This window comes from Microcystis sp. LE19-41.2A (assembly GCF_027530405.1).
GTDB lineage: Bacteria > Cyanobacteriota > Cyanobacteriia > Cyanobacteriales > Microcystaceae > Microcystis > Microcystis aeruginosa.
The window spans coordinates 1-5,375 of the sequence record NZ_JAPZQJ010000611.1 but is presented as its reverse complement, the minus strand read 5'-3'; the positions used below and the strand labels follow the sequence as shown (position 1 = coordinate 5,375).

At 44.7% G+C, this 5,375-nt stretch carries 2 protein-coding genes and 3 pseudogenes; 1 reads left to right on the top strand and 4 read right to left on the bottom strand.

Going from position 1 to position 5,375, the window contains the following annotated elements; translation table 11 throughout:
* Positions 1 to 247 (bottom strand): helix-turn-helix domain-containing protein (locus O9290_RS25395; RefSeq protein WP_288059591.1); only part of this gene is annotated, 247 nt, incomplete at its 3' end.
* A gap of 90 nt (positions 248 to 337) precedes the next feature.
* On the opposite strand from O9290_RS25395, the pseudogene O9290_RS25390 reads away from it, so the two are divergent.
* Positions 338 to 1,633: pseudogene (locus O9290_RS25390) on the top strand (HAD-IC family P-type ATPase); the annotation flags it as partial.
* Positions 1,634 to 1,889: 256 nt separating this feature from the next.
* On the opposite strand, the gene pyrC reads toward O9290_RS25390, so the two are convergent.
* The 3 genes and pseudogenes from pyrC to O9290_RS28340 all read right to left on the bottom strand — a co-directional run.
* Positions 1,890 to 2,924, bottom strand: coding sequence for a dihydroorotase (gene pyrC / locus O9290_RS25385; protein ID WP_288059589.1), 1,035 nt, complete (start codon positions 2,922 to 2,924; stop codon positions 1,890 to 1,892).
* A gap of 543 nt (positions 2,925 to 3,467) precedes the next feature.
* Positions 3,468 to 4,649 (bottom strand): annotated as a pseudogene (locus O9290_RS25380) (RNA-guided endonuclease InsQ/TnpB family protein).
* 269 nt (positions 4,650 to 4,918) lie between these two features.
* Positions 4,919 to 5,290 (bottom strand): annotated as a pseudogene (locus O9290_RS28340) (type I restriction-modification system subunit M N-terminal domain-containing protein); the annotation flags it as partial.
* Positions 5,291 to 5,375 lie beyond the last annotated feature (85 nt).

Genomic DNA, 5,375 nt, shown 5'->3' with positions numbered 1-5,375 from the left:
GTCTTAACCCTTGTTGTAAAGGTACACAGCTAACTTCGTTTAAAAACTCTAATTCTTCTTGCTTTTTCCAATCAGTTAGCATTGAAGACGTTTCAGCATATCCTACTCTTTCTTGTCTTTCGTACCAAGCTTGTGTTCTGAGATGGAGTGCCTTATTGTAAACCAATCTTACACAGCCCAAAGTGCGCCGCAATAGCGACTCTTGTTCGGGTGTTGGGTAAAATCGAAACGAATAGGCTTTTTCCATACCTCACATTTTAGCATATATTTCGTAAATGTGCTAATATTTAACAGTAAAGCCGTCGTAGAACGACGGGGTTTCAGACCCAAATTTTCGATGATCGATCGCTATGGTCAGATGACCGTGCTGAACGCCCAACAGATCGAGCAAGCGGTAGAAACGATGGCAGAGCAGGGTTTACGGGTGCTTGCCTTCGCCAAAAAAGCAGCCGCGACCCATCAGCATTCTATCGACCATGAGGATATCGAAACAGGCTTGGTGTTTCTAGGATTACAGGGCATGATTGACCCGCCTCGTCCAGAGGCGATCGCTGCCGTTCATGCCTGTCAAAGTGCTGGGATTCGCGTCAAGATGATTACTGGTGATCATCTTGTCACGGCGCGGGCGATCGCGGAACGGATGGGCATTAAAACGGCAGCACAAGTCTTAGCATTTGAGGGAAAACAATTAGCGCAAATGGATAATCATCAACTGGCCCAAGCGGTGGTCGATGGATCGGTATTTGCCAGGGTTGCCCCTACCCAAAAACTGCAACTGGTGGAAGTACTCCAGTCCCAAGGAGAAATCGTGGCGATGACGGGCGATGGTGTTAATGATGCGCCGGCTCTCAAGCAGGCCGATATCGGCATTGCCATGGGGAAAGGAGGAACGGAAGTCGCCCGGGAATCTGCTGATATGCTCCTCACTGATGATAACTTTGCCTCGATCAAGGCCGCTGTCGAAGAAGGACGCACCGTTTATCAAAACTTACGCAAAGCAATCTCCTTTCTCTTACCTGTCAATGGTGGCGAATCGATGACGATTCTGATCAGTACTTTACTGGCACGAGATTTACCGATCCTCTCCCTACAAGTACTCTGGTTGAACATGATCAACTCGGTCACGATGACTGTTCCCCTGGCCTTTGAAGCAAAATCCCCCAGCATTATGCAGTCACCACCACGCAATCCCAATGAACCTTTGATCACCAAAAAACTATTGCGCCGAATTTTGGCTGTTTCATTGTTTAACTGGATTCTGATTTTTGGTATGTTTGAGTGGGCTAAATCGACCACAGGAGATATTGCCGTTGCCCGCACAATGGCAATTCAATCCCTTGTGGCAGCACGGGTTATCTATCTGCTCAGTATCAGTCAATTAGGGATGAGCCTAGTGGACTACCTGCGTCGTCAGTCAACGTCGATCACTAATGCACCGATCCTAATTTTGGGGATTGTGGCTGCTGTTGCCCTACAAATTTTGTTTAGCCAATGGGGGGTGATGAACAGTCTGTTTGCAACGGCGACCCTAACCGGTCATCAATGGCTAATCTGTTTGTTGCCGATGCCGCTCATGGTACTTTGGGCAATTTTTGCCAATGTTATCGATCCTCCTCATTGTCACGGGAAATAACTAGGGTTTGCGGCAAAAAGTTCTTCGTGGGGACAGGGTGTAGGGTGTAGGGTGTAGGGTTTTACCGATTTTCACCTGGTCAATTACCTAATTTTCAGGGAAAAAGTCCCGGAATTTTCCCCCCAATCACTCCAATGGTCGGCACTTTTTGAGGGAAAAAAAGTCTAAAAACCTTATCCAACAAGGTTGTTAGATTTATTCAGCCAGCCCTAACTAATCGTCAATTCTTGACCGCAACTACCAAGACTGGCGGTTTTTATTCCCCTAATTGCCAGGTTATCTCTTCACCCGCTCGTAACGGCACCAGTCCGGATTCGGGAAATGGCAATTCATCGGGAATGCGCCAAGGGGTTTTGGTTAAGGTGATTTGTTCGGTATTTCGGGGGAGTTGATAAAAATCTGGACCGTGAAAGCTGGCAAACCCTTCCAGTTGCTCAATTGCATCGACGCTCTCAAAGGCTTCTGCGTACAACTCTAGGGCGTGCAGGGCTGAATAACAACCCGCGCAGCCACAGGAACTTTCTTTGCTGTAGCGAGAATGGGGCGCACTATCGGTCCCTAGAAAAAACTTGGGGTTGCCCGATGTGGCCGCTTGCAAAAGCGCCAAACGATGATCCTCTCGTTTCAAAATCGGCAGGCAATAAAAATGGGGACGAATGCCACCGGTAAAGAGAATGTTTCGGCTAAATAATAAATGTTGGGGCGTAATTGTGGCGGCGACATTGTTGTTAGCAGATAGAACAAACTTGACCGCATCGGCAGTGGTAATGTGTTCAAAGACGACCCGCAGTTTCGGAAATCTTGTTATCAGTGGGATTAAGTGCTTCTCAATGAACACTTTCTCTCGATCGAACACATCAATATCACCATCGGTAACTTCTCCGTGCAGTAGTAGCGGCATATCCAGCTGCTCCATCGCTGCCAAAACGCCATCGCACCTACGAAGGTCCGTCACCCCCAAGTCGGAATTAGTTGTGGCACCGGCCGGGTAGTATTTCACCGCTTTGACAAACTGGGAGGCTTTCGCCGCCATGATTTCTTCGGGACTGGTATTATCGGTGAGATAGAGGGTCATCAATGGCTCGAACTGTTGACCCTCTGGAACTGCTGCCAGAATGCGATCGCGATAGGAGGCAGCATCAGCCACCGAGCGCACTGGGGGCTTTAAATTCGGCATGATAATGGCACGGGCAAACTGACGCACCGTATGGGGGAGAACCGCTTTCATTGCCGCACCATCGCGGAGATGAAGGTGCCAGTCGTCGGGTCGAGTGATTGTGAGTCTTCGCATTGTTCAATCATACTACGGTTAGGGTTCCCAACTCACCCAACACAATAAGCTGCCCGCGTATTTAAATTGCTTGTTGAGATGAGGCAAGAGGCAACAGGCAAGGGGCAACACCTCCCCTTGCTCCTTGGGTCGTTTCATTCTCTCTTATATCATTCTCTCAAATCCTTATCTGGCAACGTTTTTAGGCGATTTCTCGGAAATAAAAATCTGAAAATTTTTAAAAACGTCGTGCTTTAGACATCTCCAAAAATTATAAGTAGTCATGCAAAATTAATTACCTGCCCGATCGAGCTAAAACCCTTACGGGGCAATGATCGTCATGTGTAAATAATTTTGCCTAGGTACTTAACCCAGTCACAGCTTGCTTTTAGCCTGTGTACTAATTAATAAGTAGTTCGACGGCTGAAGCGTATATCTATCGTTGCTAATTCAATTTCACTGAAAAAATATGAGGCAATTAAAATAATTTTTATTCGGGTAGATTCCTTAACTAGAAAAACTTTTGGTCTTGAGATAATATTAGGCCGAGGTCTTTTGCTTACCTCATAAGCGATTAAAGGTAGCAAAAAAAGAATTAGATTCGGAGAATGAATCAGCCCTAGTGGTTGGGGTGGTTGCTGTTTGCCCAACAGTACCGTTGAGATGATTTACAAAATATTTCAACCCTTTTTTAAGAATGTTGATTGCTGCATTATGATCCCTATCTAAGACTGTTTTACAGTTAGGGCATTGATGAGTTCTATTGCTTAATGTTTTTTGCACTATCGTCCCACAAACTGAACAATCTTGGCTAGTAAAATGGGTAGGAACAGCAACACAAACAATCCGATAAATCTTGGCAAAATAATTCAATCATTCAGTGAATTGATACCAAGAAGCATCAGAAATCGATTTGGCAAGCTTATGGTTTTTGACTAAGTTTCTTACCTTTAGAGCCTCATAAACTACCAGATCATTAGACTGGACTAACGCCAAAGCGTCTTTAATTGCTTTGTCTTTACGTTGTCTTGATACTTTAAGATGAAGCCTAGCTACTTTTATCCGTTGCTTGTGATAGTTTTTAGACTGTTTGTTTCCTTGAGGAAACTTTTTGTATAATCGTCGTTGTCCTTTTTTCAGTCGTTTTTCTGACTTTCTTAAATAACGTGGATTCTCTACATTATTGCCTTGAGCATCGGTATAAAATTCCTTTAACCCTAAGTCAATTCCTGTTATTTGTCGCGTTGGTTTACCGTCAGCACGTCTAACAACTCTTACCCGTTTAATCTGTTGCTCTGAATAATAAAATAATGTCTTTTGACTACACCATAAATCAAATTCTCCTGCTTGAAAACCATCAGTAAATCTGATTTTACGTCGATCATCAGATAGTTGGTAGCCTGTTAATTTATACTCAAAGGAACGGTTATGCTTTTTGAACCGAGGAAACCACTTTTCCCCTGGTATCTTAGCATGACAATTCTGATAAAACCTATTAATTGATTGCCAGGCTCTATCAGCAGCCGATTGACGAGCTTGTGAGTTTAATTTATTAACATAAGGTGTTTCTTTATTATTAGCTAGTACTGCACAAAGTTTTTGGAGATCATTGCGGGTTGTCCCTTGATTTGACCCCCAATAACGAACACAAGAATTACGCACAAACTGAGAAGTTATGATAGCTTCATCGAGCCGGTGATATTGCTCTGGTGTTCCGTTTTTTAGCTTTGCTTCTACGACTAGCATCTAACAATCCTCGACCCTTGGCTAAGTTAGGTATAACACAGTTTACCCACAGATGGTGGAATTAAACCGATGCTCCGCGGTTGATATTCTGGTCTGATTTCATCCCCCGCAAAGCTGAGTATCTTCTCGAAAAATGTAGCGGGGGCATTCATCCGACATTTTAGGTAAAGGTCGCCCTTGGTGTCCCGATCCCCCATCGGGATTTTTTCAATTTGCTCGATTACCGTCGCCAGCAGCGCCGGAGACGCGATGAGAAACACCGCATTCTTCATGTGTTTAGCGTAGGTGCTACCCTTGCAGAATTGCCCCAGATCTTTGATAAAGGGAAACGCTTCATCCCGGACAATCTGGAGCATTGTCTCCGCATCATCGATATTTTTGAAGTGCGACCAACGGATATGCTGTTGGCTGGCGGTAAAGGTGGTATTTTCGAGTTTTTCGCCTAATCGTTGGGCTTTACGCTCCTTAGCTAGTTCTAGGTCATCTAGGCGCTTGATGAAGAGTAAATAGGAAATCTGCTCGATTACCGAAAGCGGGTTACTAATGCCGTTATTCCAGAAGGTTGTCCAAAGTTTATCTAGGGCTTGCTGAATAAATCTAAAAACCTTGTTGGATAAGGCTTTTAGACTTTTTTTCCTCAAAAAGTGCCGACCATTGGAGGGATCGGGGGTAAAATTCCTGGACTTTTTCCCTGAAAATTAGGTAACTGACTACCTCAAAATCGGT

Coding starts and splice junctions, on each gene's coding strand:
- pyrC (WP_288059589.1), bottom strand. CDS start 2,924: ATGCGAAGACTCACAATCACTCGACCCGACGACTGGCACCTTCATCTC.